This is a genomic window from Methanoregula sp. (assembly GCF_023227875.1).
Lineage (GTDB): Archaea > Halobacteriota > Methanomicrobia > Methanomicrobiales > Methanospirillaceae > Methanoregula.
In genome coordinates, this window is record NZ_JALOCH010000006.1 from 1 (window position 1) to 14,528 (window position 14,528).

A 14,528-nucleotide genomic window follows, 5' to 3' on the forward strand; every position below is an offset into this window, starting at 1 on the left:
CGCATGATACCGATCTCCTTGATCCGCTCGTTCACGGACATCATCATGATGTTGAAGATCGAGACCCCGGCAACGATCATGGATATCCCGCCTATTGCGGTAACGAAGGTTGTGATGGTACCAAACGTCTCGTAGAGCGAGTCGAGCGTCGCCTTGCTGTCCGTTACGCTGACGATCTTGTCCCTGCGATTCAGCTGCTTCTCGATGATCTTCTTGACTTCGGCCGTGTCCTGCCCTTCTTTCACCTTGACGACGACCTGATCGTACTGATCGATATCCCCGAAGTTGGACTCATACCAGTCCTGGGTCACGACAAGGGCATTGTCCGTACTGAGATCAAAGCTCATACCCCGTTCCTCGATGATCCCGGTGACGCGGAGCGTACCGTACTCTCCATCTGCACCGATGGTGATCCGCGATCCGACCCGGATATTATTATCCTCGGCAAACTCGGATCCCACGAGGCACCCGGAGTTCCCGTTGTTGTAATCCCCGGCCGTGAGGACCAGGTTGAAATCAGGGATACGCTGCGGGTCCACCCCATAGATGGTTGCCACGATGTCATCACTGCCCACACCCACGCTCATGCGCTGCGACGTCTGGTGTACCGGGATGGCAATGTTCGGGGCAACCGCCTGCTTGATCTTCTGGTAGTTCGAGTCAGAGATGTACTGGTCCTGGGTACTGCCGCCCGGTGCTCCTCCGCCCGGTCCGCCCTCGCTCGCACCGGAGTACGGGCTTACGATCACGCTGTCACCGACAGAGTTGAGGCTCTCGGAGACCGAGGCGACCATGCTGTTGCCCAGGATCCCCATGGACGCAATGGCAACGACACCGATCACGATCCCGAGCATCGCGAGGGTTGAGCGGAGCATGTGAAGGCGGATATTCCGCTTGGCGATCTCCCAGAAAATTGCGGTCATGCCGCAATTCTCCCGTCTATGATCCGTATGGTCCGGTTCGTATAATTGGCAACATTGGGGTCGTGGGTCACAACGATGATCGTAGCACCTTTTTTATTGAGTTGTGTCATGAGTTCCATGATACTCGCCCCGGTCTTTGAATCGAGATTTCCCGTCGGTTCATCGCACAGAAGGATATCCGGGTCGTTGATGAGGGAACGGGCAACTGCGACCCGCTGCTGCTGGCCACCAGAGAGTTCCAGGGGGGTGTGCGTATAGAGATGTTCGTCCAGCTGGACCGCCCGGAGCACTTCTTTTGCCTTCTCCACATTTACGCCTCCCTTGAGCATCTGGGGAAAACTGACGTTCTCGATGATATTCAGGAGTGGGAAGAGGTTGAAATACTGGAAGATGAACCCGATCCGGTCCCTGCGGAGACTTGTCAGTTCCACATCGGACATATCCCGTATCGGTATCCCGCTCATGGAGATACTCCCTGAGGTGGGCTTGTCAAGGCATCCCATAAGGGTGAGCAGGGTGGACTTCCCCGAGCCCGATGGCCCCATGATGGAGATAAACTCCCCCAGGTCCACGGCAAATGAAATGTGGTTGAGAGCAGTGACATCCCCCGACTTGAGCGGGTAGACCTTCACCACGTCTTCAAACTGTATTACCGGTTCCATGGCTGCCGCCTCACTGGTTCTTCTTTCTCTTCATGTAGAGGTACCCACCGGCTGCAAGCGCTATTACGAGGATTACAGCGATGAGGGGGAGCAGTGACGGCTGGGCGGCACTCTGCCCGGATGAGATGGCAGTTGCAAGATTAACCGTCTGTTGTGAAGTAATTACGTTGCCATCGGTATCCTTGTAGGACAGCTGGAGCGGAACGCTTGTTTTGCCATCAGCGGAGAATGTCACTTCAAAACTCCCGAAATCATCCGGCTTGAGTACACCGACAACATAGTTTTTGTAGGGATCCTCTGCGGTTGCGGGAGACAGCGATGAGATTGTCACTGCATTGGCAGTTTCAAGACCGGCATTGGTGACATCCCCGGTTATGTGATAGACCGTGCCTTCCTGTTTTATCACGATGTTGTTCATCTTGGGATCGGCCTGTTTCTTGTTCTCGCCAAAAGTAACCGGCAGGTCAACAGTGGATATGTGAGGATTGTCCCCATTATCGTAGTTCACGGAGATATTGACAAGAGACTCCTTGCCGGGAGTTATCGAAACGGTCCGGTTTACAGCGGTTCCGGATGCAAGGTTCCCGAGGTATATCTTCGAGGGATTTGCCGTGATTCCGTCTCCGGATACCTCGAGGATGACATTCTTCACGTCATTTTCCCGGGGATTGGCAATCTGCACGGTGATCGAATCTTTCTTGTCCTGCGTGAAGGTGTCGGGCTCATCCACGATCGTCAGCACGAGGGGAGTGTTCTCCACCTTGACCGGCATGATGTAATACAAGTTATCCGATGCATCGCGGAGGCTTAACGAGAAAGATGGATAATACGTTCCTTCATTTGCATCGGTTGCAATGGAGAAGACAAACGTCCGCGTCTGGAGCGGCCCGATATTGGCTGATGTGTCATACGTTCCGCTCGTCAGCCGGATATCCTTGTCACCAAACGTTGCATGGTTGATTGAGATACTCTGATTCGCATTCCCGTTGGATACATAGAATGTTGCGGTGCCGGTCTCCCCCGTGAAAAAAACTTCGGGATCGATGCTGACACTGGATACATATACCTTGCCGGCAGCGGCAGTGGATTCCGGGCTACTATAGGCACTGGCAGATCCGGTAAGGATACACGCCGCCAGGAATATTCCGAGTACGAGCAGGATCCCTGACCAGAGACCGGTGTTTTCGGAGGCCGGGACAACAGGATCATAGATTCTGCCGGTTTGTTCCGTAACCTGCACATTGTGTTTGCATTGTCTGATTCCAAACATGGTTTTCCTCAATTCAATCGTTGAGTTGTAGTAATTTTTTTTACTACTTGAAATGTAAAGTTAAACTTACATCTATTAAAAGATTCTGAAAAAGTAGTAAAATTTTTAACAACCAAAAGAGCATCTATCAGTATGGAGAGCATCCCCTCTGACCTCATAAAATCGCTCAACGATCTCGGGTTATCCAACTATGAAGCGAGTGTCTATGCCGCGCTGGTGCTGTACGACAACGCGGAGGCAAAGGAGATCATCGATTTTCTCTCTATTTCCAAGCCGAGCGTGTACGAGGCACTGGATCGTCTTGCAGAGAGGGGACTTGCCGTGAAGAGAATCTCAAAACCGGCCCGGTACAGTGCCATCTCTCCCGAAATGGCCATCGACCTCCTCATGGACAAACACAAAAAAGCTGCAGATCAGGCACTTGCGGCACTCAGAACGCTGGAGAAAGGGAAGGTACGCACGGAGAAGGAGGATGCCCTCTGGACCATCTACGGGGATGCCAACATCGAGTATAAAATCCGTGAACTCTTCGGTAAAGCGAAACGTCAGATCAACTGTATGATCGGGGAACGCTACCTTCCGTTTATTGAGAATAATAAGATCAGAAATGTTTCGTTGCACCTCATGGTGATCTCGGATGATCCTAATCTCAAGGGAAAACTGAAGGAATTGTTTCCGGGAAAAAACACGGACATCCATGTCATCTCTACAGAACAATTCAAAGTCCCGCCACCATTTGCTCCACCGGAATTTGAAGAACTCAACAAGCTGATGAGCGTAGAAAATATCCTTGAACTGATCATTGATGACGAGGAACTCATCATGGTTCCGCCGTTTATTTCCGGCAGTGCTTCGGTCCTCAATACCAGGAATAAAGGCGCTATACTCCAGATGAAAATGTTCAGTCAGCTCAACTGGAAACGGTTTGCCGCGGGGGAGGAATTGCCTTTTCCCTTACCTCTTCACAAAAAGGAGCAGTGATAATAATCGGAAAAAAACGGGAAAGATCAGAGTACTGCCTTCTGGAACATAATGCTCTCTGCCCTATGGGTGGTAGAGAAAATCACTTTTGTGAATCAGTAAACCTCGATTAGTCCTTTGCTCTTTCCTGTCAGCGACCGCCCACCCTGCGGGGTCACGACAAATGTATTCTCGATCCCGACCAGCCCGATATCCGGTATCCCTTTCTTGGGCTCGAGGGCAAAGACCATCCCTTCCTCAAGGGGCTCATCGAATCCCTCGGCAATGACAGGAGTCTCGTCGATCCAGAGCCCGATCCCGTGGCCGAGGAACTTCACCTTGTGGTTGCCAAAGCCCATGAAGTTGGGGAGGAATTCCGGTTCAAGGCCGGCCATGATGTTTCGGTAGATATCCGAGGGGATAGCACCGGGTTTGAGCTGCGATGCCATGGCATCCTGGATTGTCACGCATCGCTCGTGCTCCCGGATCGCGGCGTCCGGAATCGGCAGGCCGAACATGTACGACTGGGTCTTGTCGGTCTGGTACCCCTTGTACCCGCACCCGATATCAATGACGACGAGGTCACCTTTCTTAAGGTTCCGGTCCGGGCTGCCCATCTGGGGGGACGAGGGGTGCATCCCGTAGATGCCGCCGGGTGTATTCACGCAGGTGGGGCAGATCGAACTGGTGCCAAACCCGATCTGGCCGAGGAGCATCTCATTGAACATCCCGAAACGGATGATACCCTGGTGGCCTTCTTTCACCATGACTGAGAAGAGGTTGCAGGTAAGGGCCGCCTCATCGATCCCCTCGACAAGCATGCCGGGCACAAGGTCTTCGAGCACGTGACGGTGGATCTCTCCGGCCCGCTCCATCAGCGCAAGTTCGTACGGGCTCTTCTTTGCCCGGACTGCGGATACCTGCTCGTCAACGGACCGGATATCGGAGAACGGCAGGTACTTCCGGAGCCGCTGGAGCTGGGCGATTGACATAAGGTCGGTCTCAAGATAGACTGTCGAGGGCAGGGTGCCCATCGCTGCTGCCACGTCCCGGTAACTCCGCATCCTCCGGATCTCCGGAAAGAGTGACTCATCGACTGCCCGCTCGAAACTCTGCCGCACCCAGAATACCACATCGCCGTCTTGCGGGATGAGCAGCAGGCCATCCTGCATCGTGCCCGTGAAGTAGTAAAGGGGGATCTTGCCAGTGATGGCCGCAAGCTCCCAGCCGGGCTGCTTTGCATCCATCCGTGCCCGGAAGCGCTCCAGCCGGTCTTCGAGTTCGGTGAGCGGGACTTTCATGTCATTATCATGGAATGGAAGGAATGATAAAATTGATGGCATGCGCTGTTACGCCAAAGATGTGAGGTTCGGATCCGCGAACAGGTCATCCGGAGAATACAGGGAAAGAAGTGAGGGATATTCAGTTAAACTGGTATAAAAAAAGAAAAGGAAACAAATTTTTCATTCTATTTTCGTTGGCTCTTCTCTTCGTCCCACCGTTCAAGTACTTCGTTGCCTTCGATAAAGACGAGCTTGTGCTTGCGGGCATAGAGTTTCGCGTCCTCTTTCGAGAGAGCATAGCCGGACTCGTCGTCCAGCATCTCGCAGATCGTGACCGAGGGGGTGATGCCGGCCATCTCGGCCATGGCAATCGAGAGCTCGGTCTGTCCCTTCCGGACATCGAGGAGACCATCTGCAGCCCGGAGGAGCGCCATGTGGCCCGGCGTCCTGAACGTCTCGTGGAAGTTCACGTTGCCGCCATTGAGGGCACGCTTCACCTGCTCGGCGATCGCGTTCACGGTCAGTGACCGGTCACGGTCGGTGATGCCGGTGAAGGTGTTCCGGTGGTTCACCCAGAGCGAGAACGAGGAGTGGTTCTTCCGGTCGTACGGGATGTCACCTTCCCGTTCTGCAACGGCAATCGCCCGGAGGGCGTCGCTCGCAAACGGGAGACCGAGCTTCTGCGCAGCAACCGGGTGGACAGCCGTGCAGATGAGGCCACCACCGTCTTTCCTCATCCGGACAATATCCTTTGGGGTAACGGCATCGGACCGGATCGCAAAGTCGGTCTCACCCTCGCGGTCATCGAAGTCATAGAGCAGGATGAACTTCCCGTCCCGGAGTGCCGCAAGGGCGTCGTCGATCACTGCCCCACCTCGACATTAATGCTGTCATTGTCCTCGACACCGAGTTTCCGCCGGAGGGCGATGGGAGCGATCACTTCGATAAGGTCGTCGGGGTAGTGCGTCCTGCCGGGCACAACAATGCCGCACTTGATCGTGCCGATCCGGCACGCGATGCACCGGGCGTCGCCAAACGTCCGGCCATCCGTGGAGAAGCCCTTGATCCGGGTCCAGTCGAGCGCGTCGATCTTCTTCCTGATCGTTACGCTGGAGGGGGCGAGTTTGATATTGAGCGTGCCCGGGTACGGCTCGAAGCCGAGGCAGGCAGCGAACTGTTCCTTGTACGGCCCGAGGCTCATGTAATATTTGCCCTCGCCAATGCCGCTGACCACCGCACCGCTCAGCTGGTAGGCATTCCCGCCTTCCGAGAAGATCCGGCTGTATTCTTGGTACTCTTTCCGCAGTACCTCTTCACCGGGTTTTGTCACCGTCACGTGCTGGCCATCCGCTGAGAGGGTCCGGGTGATGTATCCTGCCGTCTCGAGACTCTTGAGCCGGCGCGACGCAGTCTGCTGGCTGATCGCGAGCATTTCACCGATGCTCTGGGTGGAAACAAAGATCGGGCCGCGGCACCCGCCCCGTACCGCAAGCGCCTTGAGACACTGGAGATCCTCTGCTGCTATCATGCTTATCAGAATTGAGATGCTTCTTATTTATGGGTTGCTCTTCATGCAATCCCTCGTCGGGGTTCGTTTTGTGTCGAATCTACGTTCGTTAATTATATAACACTAGGGCTCCTTGGTTATGAGCATGAAATCCGGATTGCGGAACCAGCTTGCCGAGAAGATGGCAGGTGAAATTACGCTGTCGGACTCACCGGGGCATGCGCTGAAGAAATGGCGCGTGAACTTTGAGATCGCACCGGGCGTCCTCTCGGACCGCCTTGGCGTCTCCCCGTCAGTCATCAGCGATTACGAGGGTGGCAGGCGGAAAAGTCCCGGCACTGCCGTTGTCGGCAAGATTGTCGACACGCTCCTTGCCATTGACGAGGAGGCCGGCGGTAAACACATCCAGAAATTTTCAACCATGCTCTTTTCGAATGTCGAGGATGACGTGATCTACGCCCTTCACGAGTACGAAGCACCGGTCGGTTTAAAGGATTTTTCCGAGGCGATCGGCTGCTCGCTGCTCTGCGGCTCGATGGACCAGGTCATCTTCGGCTACACGGTGGTCAACAGCCTCAACGCGATCATGCAGCTCTCATCCGATGAGTTCAACCGCATTTACGGCTGGAGCACCGAGCGGGCGCTGGTCTTCACCAACGTCTCGACCGGCAAATCACCGATGGTCGCGATCCGCGTCACGCCGTTCAAGCCGCGGTGCGTGGTGCTGCAGGGGATCGATGCCCCTGACGTCCACCCCATCGTGGCAAAGATGGCGGAGAAGGACCGCATCACTGTCTTCTGCACGAGCATGGATGTAAACAAAATCGTGAGTACCCTGAGGGAGAAAGAATGGTAGGCATCATTACGTACGGTGTATACATACCGAGATACCGTATCAAGGTCGAGGAGATTGCCCGGGTCTGGGGTGCAAACGCATCTGATATTACCGGGGGCCTGGGCGTTTTTGAGAAGTCCGTGCCAGACATGGACGAGGACGCGGCAACCATCGCCGTTGAAGCAGCACGCAATGCCCTGCGCCGCCGGGCGGTCGACCCAGCCGATATCGGCGCTGTGTACGTGGGTAGCGAGTCTCATCCCTATGCGGTGAAACCAACCGCATGTACCGTGGGCGAAGCCATCGGCGCAACGCCGAACATGACCGCTGCCGACCTCGAGTTTGCCTGCAAGGCAGGCACGGCCGGGATGCAGGTCTGTATGGGCCTTGTCAAAAGCGGGATGATCAAGTACGGGCTGGCCATCGGCTCCGATGTCTCGCAGGGTGCACCGGGCGATGCGCTCGAATACACCGCAGCAGCAGGCGGGGCGGCCTACATCATCGGGAACGATGACCCGATTGCGACCATCAACCACACCTGCTCGTTCACCACGGACACGCCCGACTTCTGGCGCCGCGAGGGGCAGAACTATCCCCGCCACGGCGGCCGGTTCACCGGGGACCCCGGCTACTTCAAGCACGTCAAGGGCGCAAGCAACCTGCTCCTGGAGCAGACCGGGAAGAGCCCGAAGGACTTCACCTATGCGGTCTTCCACCAGCCCAACGCGAAGTTCCCCCAGAAGGTGGCAAAGGACCTCGGCTTCACAAAGGAACAGATCACGCCGGGCCTCGCGGTCCCGCGCCTCGGCAACACCTACTCGGGCGCATCCCCGATCGGCCTTGCCGCAACGCTCGACATTGCAAAGCCGGGCGATACGATCTTTGTCTGCTCGTTCGGCTCCGGTGCCGGCAGCGATGCCTTCGACATCACGGTAACCGACGCGATCAAGGACAAGATCAACCGCGGTGCAGCGCCATCCGTTGAGAAACTTTTACAGGACCCCATCTACCTGGACTATGCAAAATACGCGAAACACAAGGGGAAACTGGTGATGCAGGTATGAGAGACGTAGCAGTCATAGGTATCGGGTGCACCAGGTTCGGAGAGCACTGGAACAGGTCGTTCCGCGACCTTTTCGTGGAGGCAGGGGCACTTGCCCTTGAGGACGCGAAACTCTCGGGAGAGAAGATCGATGCCATGTACGTCGGTAACATGAGCGCCGGCCGGTTCATCGAGCAGGAGCACATCGGCGCCCTCATCGCGGACTACGCGGGCATGGCAACACGCCACATTCCCGCTACCCGAGTCGAAGCGGCCTGCGCATCCGGCGGCCTTGCCTTCCGGCAGGCCGTCATCGCGGTCGCGAGCGGCATGGAAGACATTGTCGTTGCAGCGGGCGTCGAGAAGATGACCGATGTCGAGCCCGGCGCGAGTACCGACGCCCTGACCGGCGCAGCGGACCGCGAGTGGGAAGGGTTTGTCGGTGCGACATTCCCCGGTCTCTACGCGATGATCGCAACCGATTACATGCACAAGTACCACATGACCCGCGAGCAGCTGGCACAGGTAGCGGTCAAGAACCATTACAACGGTGCCCGCAATCCCATTGCCCAGTTCCCGCAGGAGATCACGCTGGACACCGTCCTGAAGTCCACGATGGTTGCAGAGCCCCTCCGGCTCTTCGACTGCTCGCCCATCACCGATGGCGCGGCCGCGGTCATCGTTGCACCGCTCGATCGGGCACGTGAGTTCACGGACACGCCGATCAAGGTGCTGGCAACAGCACAGGCAAGCGACACTATCGCCCTTCACGACCGGCGCGATATCTCTACACTGGATGCATCCGTTGCCGCCGGGCAGAGGGCATTCAAGATGGCAAAACTCACCAACAAGGACATCAACATGGTGGAAGTGCACGACTGCTTCTCGATCGCCGAGATCTGTGCGATCGAGGACCTCGGGTTCTGCAGGAAAGGAACGGCCGGCAAGTTCACCGCTGACGGCGAAACCGCAATCGGCGGCAAGATCCCGGTCAACACGAGCGGCGGCCTCAAGGCCTGCGGCCACCCGGTCGGCGCAACCGGCATCAAGCAGGTGTGCGAGATCGTCCAGCAGCTCCGTGGCGACGCGGGCAGGCGGCAGGTCGAGAACGCGAAGATCGGCATGACCCACAACGTAGGCGGCACCGGTGCCACCGTTGCCGTGCACATCCTCGGGAGGGTATAAGATGACCGTTGCACGATTCTGGAGAAAGATCCCCCAGCGGTACAACCTGGAGGGCACAAAATGCACAACCTGCGGCCGGCACTTCTTCCCCCCTCGGACCTTCTGCCCCGACTGCCGTCGTAACGGCAAGATCGCGGTCCACAAATTCGCAGGCTTCGGAACGATCGTCACCTACACGGTGATCCAGACCGAACCGGACCATTTCTCTTCCCCCGGGCCGTACGTGCTTGCCATCATCAAGCTTGACGAGGGACCCCAGATGACCACCCAGATCATCTGCGACCCGAAAGAGGCGAAGATCGGAATGCGGGTAAAAAGCGTGTTCCGCAAGATCGCGACTGATGGCGAGAGCGGTATCATCCACTATGGCACGAAGTTTGTGCCGGGGGAGTAATTTTTTTCATAAGTTTTCCAAACCAGGAATCGCACCTTACCAATGGTAATTATCAGGCAGATCGGTCACCCATCAGGATCAGCAACGGGATACTACCGGGATACTTTAAAAGATGTTCAGGTATCCGGAACAAGAGTTCCATTTTTCGGAACAATGCATTCCACATGAAATTCTCATGGTGTTTCATCACATGGACATGAGGTGTCGGTAAAAAAGCCGAACATCAAGGAGCATGAAAACATGGAAAAGATTGGAGTGACTGCAACGGTAGCGATACTTATTGTTGCGCTGCTGATAACCGGGGTTGTAAGCGCCCTGACCTCGAATGAAACGCAGGAAAAAACAATATTGATCAGGGGCATCGGCCCCGGTATCACGATGATGACGAGTGATGGACAAATTATCCGTACGAAGTTCTACAACATAACCAATGAGACGGATATCGGATCCGCGAATGAAACGCATGAAAAATATATATGGCTCAAGGCCAACGGCCCTGATACATTGATGACAAGTGACGGGCAGGTTGTCAGGGTAAAGACAATAGTCCACAAGGCAAACGAAACACTAAATGGAACAAACGGGACGGATGATAATTCCGGATCTCAATTCCTGACCACCAATTGGACCGGGGTTCATAAGTACACCATCCGTGTTGAGCCGGAGTTCGGTGAAAACCACAAGAACGAGTATGAGGTCATAATGATTGGTTCAGTTAACAACTCATCACCACTCATCCCCTGATGACATGTCCACATTAGGTATCTCTTATCTGAGATCAGTTGATCTTTACAATTCTTTTTAAGAGAGGTTGTTTTTAACGAAAGATCCTATCAGGTCCCGGAAAAACATGATAGACTCGGGATATATTAATGATGTTCAGGATTCCGGAACAACCGTTCCATTTTTTTGAGACGCTACGTTCCACGTGATATTCTCATGGCGTTCCATTCAATGCAGTATATGGTGTTCAGTATAAAATGCTGGACATCGAGGAGTGAAAAAGCATGAAACGAATAGGAATTGCAGCAGCGATATTGATTATCGCGCTGCTGATGACCGGGGTCGCAAGCGCCCTGGACACCGCAGGAATGAGCGATGGGCAGATTATCAAAAAGATAACTATCAAAGTGGACAATGAGACACCAATTGGAGACAACATTGCAATGGCAGATCCCGATCCTGTACCAAGTCCCGATCGTATTAAGATCGGCGTTATTCACAGTCCTGCCTCAAAAGGTGGATCCGGATCCGTAGCTCCCGGATATGCCGATCTCTGGGGTCCTTTCTCATGGAATGCCGGAGACATGGTGAGTGTTTCTGCTACGTGGACTCCCACGAACCAAGGCGTTTTTCTAGGCATCTATGATAGGGCCAATCCATCTTGGGATTACGTGGAGTGGAAGACCGGAGGATCGGGAACTTTTTCAAGATCTGTTCCCTACACGAGCAGCCAGTGGACATATGCAATCGTGAACCCGGATTCAAACCCTGCAACGGTATACTACACCATGACCTGAACGCACGGGAACTGCCCACTGAAGGAATATGAGGGTGCGTATCACCCATCATAATTCCTTTATTCGGAGATGTATATGCTGATTACAAACAATGGAGAAATCAGATGGAACAGAAATTTATTGCAGTAACAGGAGTGTTAATCCTGACAGGACTAATATTTGCGTTCGCCATTGCATTTCTTGTTGACGGTGTGAGCGGGCGGACAGAAGACCTCTGGCTGGTCCAGAACACGCAATTGACACATGCCTCAGATCCCCCTTCAGAAAATGGATCGGAAATTATTCCAAAGACAACAACAGAAAATGAGACCTATCCCCGGCCCGTTGTATCAAACAACTGGTCTAATGCCAGCAGGACCAGTATAAAATTAAAAACCGTCGCCTATAACCAGAGCGCGGCACTGGTATCGTCTCCCGGTGGAAAACTGGGGATGCTACTGCTAATCGACAGGAATGATCCTGAAACAATAACCGGGGCCTTAACCGCTGAACAACGAAAACAGGCAGAAAAAATTGCCCTTGCAGATGCACGGGTCCAGGATATCATTGGAGCCGGGATGTATAACGTAGATATTCAGCCGCTCAATCGTATCCAGGTGAAAAATTCCGAAGAGATTCCTCTGCGCGGGACCGGCGTTTCCATCGTCTTCACGACCGTCAATACGACTACGGCAAGGAACGAGACGACGTTCATCGTCCATGTCGATCTCGACAAGGAAAATGTCGTGCGCGTGAGCCCTCCAATCCCTGTGAGAGAGTGACAACAAAAACCTGAAAGTTATTCTTCTAAAAAATCTATTTTAATATTACCGGATAACCGATACAATGCACCTGAATAAAAAAGCCGCGCTCGCCATGGGCATATTTACAGCATCGGTCTTTCTTCTTGCCCTGACGTTCCTCCGCCCCCTGACCGTCAGCGTGGTATTCAGCGGCGGCGATCCGGCGGTAACAAGTATTCCCGGCATATACACCCTGCTGGATTGTAGTATCATTGCCATCACGGCATTCCTGCTGGGCATCGGTACGATGGTTCTTTTCCGGATATATTCCCGGCCACCGGATGACGCAGCGATAATCTCTCTCCAGAACGGGGAGCCGGTACCGGAAATCCGACAAAGTCCCGATACTTCCCCCGGCCAAACCACTGAACCGGGCCCGGGCCCTGTCCCTGGTGAAAGCCCCGGTATTGTGCTGAACCTGTTGAAAGGCAACGAGAGATCCGTCATGGAAGCACTCATGAACCACGGCGAGATGAACCAGGCGGATCTCTCCGCACGGACCGGCATACCCAAGTCCACGCTCTCAAGGACATTGCAGAACCTCGAAGACCGCAAGCTCATCTTCCGTTATGATAACGGCATGAGTAAGATGGTGAAACCTGAGGTTCACTGGAACGCTTTGAGTGATAATGACCATCACGGATAAATGCCGCATTATCCACTATGGAACGAAGTTCGTACCGGTGGAATGATTTTTTTTTAATTTTCAACCATTCACATGGCATGCGATCCGGCCGCCCGCTTATTGCATCAGCCGGCCTTGACGACCATCAGGGTGATATCATCAAACTGAGGCGTTGTGCCGCTGAACGCGAATACGGAGCTGATAATCTCATCCGCAAGTTCCTTCGATGAGGAATTGCTGTTGTTCCGGATGGTCTCGATGAGCCGGGGAAGATCATACATCTCTTCCCGGTCATTTACTGCTTCAGTGATGCCATCGGTATATAACACCATGACATCCCCGGGAGCGAGCGGGATCTCCTGCTGCGAATAGGTTGCATCCTCCAGCGCCCCGACTGCCATTCCGGTGAGCGTGAGCTCCTCGATCTCCCCGGTCTTCTTCCGTAACACGATCGGAGGGTTGTGCCCGGCATTCACATAGGTAAGCGTCCGGGTATCCTTGTCAATGACACCGTAAAACAGGGTGACAAACATGCCGGTTTTTGAATTGTTTGCGATGATGGGATTTGCAAAGGAGATTACCTCCGAAGGTTTCCTGAACCACATTGCGGTGACCCTGACAACGATCCTTGATAAGGCCATGAAAAGTGCTGCGGGTACTCCTTTACCGGAGACATCGGCAATCATGATCCCGGTCCGGGAAGAACTGATGGGCATCACTTCAAGCGGTATCACATCGAAAAAGTCCCCGCCCACCTCTTTTGCCGGAATACTTTTTGCAGCGATATCGAACCCCTCTGTCTTTGGAAGCGTTTCAGGAAGGAAATTTCTCTGGATCTCTGCAGCGATCTGGAGTTCGGCATTCTTCCGGGCCATCTCGGTCTCCAGTTTCTCCTTCTCGAGCCTCGTCTTTCGTTCACTGATCAGGTTCTGGATAATCGTCGAGAAGATGAACACCGCAACGATATTGGTGATGACCATGGGGATGGCAACCACGGTGAGAATGGTAACGAACTGGGATGCCGGCGTTGCCACAAGCATAGCTATCAGGGAGACGAGGGATTCCACCAGGGCAATGAGCACGACGGCAACCCATGTCGGCACAAGATCGCGTTTGTTGGCGAGGTACATGATTCCCCCGATGAATCCGGCAAGGATCGGGGCGATCAGGCCGGTATACATATACGGGCCACCGCCGGCACAGCGATAGAGTCCCCCGATAATGCCGGCCCCGATACCAACCCAGGGGCCGCAGCAGAGGCCGGCAATGAACGGACCTAAGTCCCGGACATTGAGTACAGCCCCATAGAGAGTGACACCGCTGATCGTCCCGTACACCGACAGCAGGCCAAAGATGACGACAAGGAGGCTCTTGGTTGTAAAAGATGGCTTCTTTCCAAGAATTTCCTGGAAAACGCGGCTCCGGGTAAAAAGATAGGCAAAAACGATGATCACGCAGATCATCTGGAAGAGGGTGATAATGCTCTGGACGATATTGGTTTCCATGCTACCGTAAAATTCGCATCCTACCTAGATAGAAT

16 protein-coding genes are annotated in these 14,528 nt (G+C 54.3%); 9 read left to right on the forward strand and 7 right to left on the reverse strand.

Annotation, left to right across the window (positions count from 1 at the left end):
* From M0R30_RS07440 to M0R30_RS07450, 3 genes are all read right to left on the reverse strand, one after another.
* Positions 1–923: ABC transporter permease (locus M0R30_RS07440; protein ID WP_292545443.1), on the reverse strand; the 923-nt coding region annotated here is incomplete at its 3' end.
* Positions 920–1,585, reverse strand: a complete 666-nt coding sequence (locus tag M0R30_RS07445; protein ID WP_292545445.1) for an ABC transporter ATP-binding protein — start codon at positions 1,583–1,585, stop codon at positions 920–922. The genes M0R30_RS07445 and M0R30_RS07440, both read right to left, overlap by 4 nt.
* A gap of 10 nt (positions 1,586–1,595) precedes the next feature.
* Positions 1,596–2,855, reverse strand: coding sequence for a hypothetical protein (locus M0R30_RS07450; protein ID WP_292545447.1), 1,260 nt, complete (start codon positions 2,853–2,855; stop codon positions 1,596–1,598).
* A gap of 132 nt (positions 2,856–2,987) precedes the next feature.
* On the opposite strand from M0R30_RS07450, the gene M0R30_RS07455 reads away from it, so the two are divergent.
* Complete coding sequence (locus M0R30_RS07455) at positions 2,988–3,836, forward strand: helix-turn-helix domain-containing protein (RefSeq protein ID WP_292545448.1); 849 nt, start codon at positions 2,988–2,990, stop codon at positions 3,834–3,836.
* 95 nt (positions 3,837–3,931) lie between these two features.
* Here the strand turns inward: M0R30_RS07455 and M0R30_RS07460 are convergent, their stop codons facing one another.
* The 3 genes from M0R30_RS07460 to M0R30_RS07470 form a co-directional block, all read right to left on the reverse strand.
* Positions 3,932–5,116: a Xaa-Pro peptidase family protein gene (locus tag M0R30_RS07460; protein WP_292545450.1), complete on the reverse strand. Its 1,185-nt coding sequence runs from the start codon at positions 5,114–5,116 to the stop codon at positions 3,932–3,934.
* Positions 5,117–5,283: 167 nt separating this feature from the next.
* Positions 5,284–5,964, reverse strand: a complete 681-nt coding sequence (gene ribB / locus M0R30_RS07465; RefSeq protein ID WP_292545452.1) for a 3,4-dihydroxy-2-butanone-4-phosphate synthase — start codon at positions 5,962–5,964, stop codon at positions 5,284–5,286.
* On the reverse strand, positions 5,961–6,626 hold the full coding sequence (locus M0R30_RS07470) for a DUF120 domain-containing protein (protein ID WP_292545453.1): 666 nt from the start codon (positions 6,624–6,626) through the stop codon (positions 5,961–5,963). The genes ribB and M0R30_RS07470 overlap by 4 nt, the downstream gene beginning before the upstream one ends.
* 124 nt (positions 6,627–6,750) lie before the next feature.
* Here M0R30_RS07470 and M0R30_RS07475 point away from each other — a divergent pair, with 124 nt between their 5' ends.
* The 8 genes from M0R30_RS07475 (at position 6,751) to M0R30_RS07510 (ending at position 13,009) form a co-directional block, all read left to right on the forward strand.
* The gene (locus M0R30_RS07475) at positions 6,751–7,461 is read left to right on the forward strand and encodes a transcriptional regulator (protein ID WP_292545456.1); all 711 of its coding nucleotides are present in this window, start codon (positions 6,751–6,753) and stop codon (positions 7,459–7,461) included.
* Positions 7,455–8,504, forward strand: a complete 1,050-nt coding sequence (locus M0R30_RS07480; RefSeq protein WP_292545458.1) for a hydroxymethylglutaryl-CoA synthase — start codon at positions 7,455–7,457, stop codon at positions 8,502–8,504. The genes M0R30_RS07475 and M0R30_RS07480 overlap by 7 nt, the downstream gene beginning before the upstream one ends.
* Positions 8,501–9,667, forward strand: a complete 1,167-nt coding sequence (locus tag M0R30_RS07485; RefSeq protein WP_292545460.1) for a thiolase domain-containing protein — start codon at positions 8,501–8,503, stop codon at positions 9,665–9,667. Before M0R30_RS07480 ends, M0R30_RS07485 begins: the two co-directional genes overlap by 4 nt.
* Position 9,668: 1 nt before the next feature.
* Positions 9,669–10,061, forward strand: a complete 393-nt coding sequence (locus tag M0R30_RS07490) for a Zn-ribbon domain-containing OB-fold protein (protein WP_292545462.1) — start codon at positions 9,669–9,671, stop codon at positions 10,059–10,061.
* 240 nt (positions 10,062–10,301) lie between these two features.
* Positions 10,302–10,805, forward strand: coding sequence for a hypothetical protein (locus tag M0R30_RS07495; protein ID WP_292545464.1), 504 nt, complete (start codon positions 10,302–10,304; stop codon positions 10,803–10,805).
* A gap of 263 nt (positions 10,806–11,068) precedes the next feature.
* Positions 11,069–11,581: a hypothetical protein gene (locus tag M0R30_RS07500; protein WP_292545466.1), complete on the forward strand. Its 513-nt coding sequence runs from the start codon at positions 11,069–11,071 to the stop codon at positions 11,579–11,581.
* Between the two features lie 104 nt (positions 11,582–11,685).
* Positions 11,686–12,342, forward strand: coding sequence for a hypothetical protein (locus M0R30_RS07505; protein ID WP_292545468.1), 657 nt, complete (start codon positions 11,686–11,688; stop codon positions 12,340–12,342).
* Positions 12,343–12,406: 64 nt separating this feature from the next.
* Entirely contained in the window at positions 12,407–13,009 is a 603-nt protein-coding gene (locus tag M0R30_RS07510) for a MarR family transcriptional regulator (protein ID WP_292545470.1), read from the forward strand.
* Positions 13,010–13,113: 104 nt separating this feature from the next.
* Here the strand turns inward: M0R30_RS07510 and M0R30_RS07515 are convergent, their stop codons facing one another.
* Positions 13,114–14,493 (reverse strand): SpoIIE family protein phosphatase, encoded by a 1,380-nt coding sequence (locus M0R30_RS07515; RefSeq protein WP_292545472.1) that lies wholly within the window; start codon positions 14,491–14,493, stop codon positions 13,114–13,116.
* Positions 14,494–14,528: the final 35 nt, after the last annotated feature.

Bases quoted from the DNA above. Each gene is read 5' to 3' on its own strand.
- M0R30_RS07445 (WP_292545445.1), bottom strand. From the start codon at position 1,585: ATGGAACCGGTAATACAGTTTGAAGACGTGGTGAAGGTCTACCCGCTC.
- M0R30_RS07450 (WP_292545447.1), bottom strand. From the start codon at position 2,855: ATGTTTGGAATCAGACAATGCAAACACAATGTGCAGGTTACGGAACAA.
- M0R30_RS07455 (WP_292545448.1), top strand. From the start codon at position 2,988: ATGGAGAGCATCCCCTCTGACCTCATAAAATCGCTCAACGATCTCGGG.
- M0R30_RS07460 (WP_292545450.1), bottom strand. From the start codon at position 5,116: ATGAAAGTCCCGCTCACCGAACTCGAAGACCGGCTGGAGCGCTTCCGG.
- M0R30_RS07470 (WP_292545453.1), bottom strand. From the start codon at position 6,626: ATGATAGCAGCAGAGGATCTCCAGTGTCTCAAGGCGCTTGCGGTACGG.
- M0R30_RS07475 (WP_292545456.1), top strand. From the start codon at position 6,751: ATGAAATCCGGATTGCGGAACCAGCTTGCCGAGAAGATGGCAGGTGAA.
- M0R30_RS07480 (WP_292545458.1), top strand. From the start codon at position 7,455: ATGGTAGGCATCATTACGTACGGTGTATACATACCGAGATACCGTATC.
- M0R30_RS07485 (WP_292545460.1), top strand. From the start codon at position 8,501: ATGAGAGACGTAGCAGTCATAGGTATCGGGTGCACCAGGTTCGGAGAG.
- M0R30_RS07490 (WP_292545462.1), top strand. From the start codon at position 9,669: ATGACCGTTGCACGATTCTGGAGAAAGATCCCCCAGCGGTACAACCTG.
- M0R30_RS07495 (WP_292545464.1), top strand. From the start codon at position 10,302: ATGGAAAAGATTGGAGTGACTGCAACGGTAGCGATACTTATTGTTGCG.
- M0R30_RS07500 (WP_292545466.1), top strand. From the start codon at position 11,069: ATGAAACGAATAGGAATTGCAGCAGCGATATTGATTATCGCGCTGCTG.
- M0R30_RS07505 (WP_292545468.1), top strand. From the start codon at position 11,686: ATGGAACAGAAATTTATTGCAGTAACAGGAGTGTTAATCCTGACAGGA.
- M0R30_RS07510 (WP_292545470.1), top strand. From the start codon at position 12,407: ATGCACCTGAATAAAAAAGCCGCGCTCGCCATGGGCATATTTACAGCA.
- M0R30_RS07515 (WP_292545472.1), bottom strand. From the start codon at position 14,493: ATGGAAACCAATATCGTCCAGAGCATTATCACCCTCTTCCAGATGATC.